This is a genomic window from bacterium endosymbiont of Bathymodiolus sp. 5 South (genome assembly GCF_900128535.1).
Lineage (GTDB): Bacteria > Pseudomonadota > Gammaproteobacteria > PS1 > Pseudothioglobaceae > Thiodubiliella.
Genome location: NZ_FQTR01000425.1, coordinates 1 through 826, shown reverse-complemented (window position 1 = coordinate 826; position 826 = coordinate 1). Strand labels below are relative to the sequence as shown.

Annotated in this window: 1 protein-coding gene; it reads right to left on the bottom strand. The window is 39.1% G+C overall.

Going from position 1 to position 826, the window contains the following annotated elements; all coding sequences use genetic code 11:
- The coding region (locus tag BBROOKSOX_RS11965; protein ID WP_180324073.1) for a hypothetical protein at window positions 1–826 on the bottom strand (826 nt) is incomplete at both ends.

Below are 826 nucleotides of genomic sequence, written 5' to 3'. Positions count from 1 at the left end.
GTAATAATCTGATTTTGTTGCCAAATGCTTTTTCCATGTCAGATTTTTGACCCATAACCAAGAACGGGTCATTCATTGACTCGTCTTGGCTTTTGACCCATACTGCGTATTCGGGGGCGGCATTTGTGTTTTTACGATTCATGAATTTAAGATTTTTAATTATTTGCTCTGGCACCAAAGCAATGCTTCTGTTTGGATTAGGGTATTGATAAGCAGGATATGCGTTTGCATTGTGTATTGAATGCGAGTCCCTAACTTCATGTCGCAAGGTATGTGCAGCCCCAACTAAAAAAACTGACGGCCCCTTTAATTGCATTCTTTCACGCTCTTGAACTTGATCTCTCCAATCGTTCCTAGCAAAAAAGGCAAGGTTTGTCTTTTGCACTAACCTAGCTGTGATTGAGGTTGCTTGTGCCAATTCTTCCAAACCTTGTCTATCTAAATCTGGATATATATTCCTATAATACATTCTTAAATATCCCACATTAGTAGCAGGAGTAGAAGATTCACCGAATGTAATTTTTGATACATTTTCAAAAACAGCATTAGAAATCTCATTAACATTAGTCAGTATATCTATGAGCAACTTCTTTCCTTTTGCGGTGTCATGTTTCTCACTCACCCAGAGATTTTCTAATTCTCCGTTACGCATACCTCTCCTTATCCCGTACACTCCTTGCTTCCAAGAGATTGTTTTAACTTTTTGTGGTGTTTGTGGTATTCCAGAGGTGCTAGGCTTCTCAAACCCCCATGCGTCTGCTGTTTCTTCTTGATCAGACTCGTTTTTGCTTTTCTTTTGCCCTTTCTTTAGTGTTTGTGGTATTCC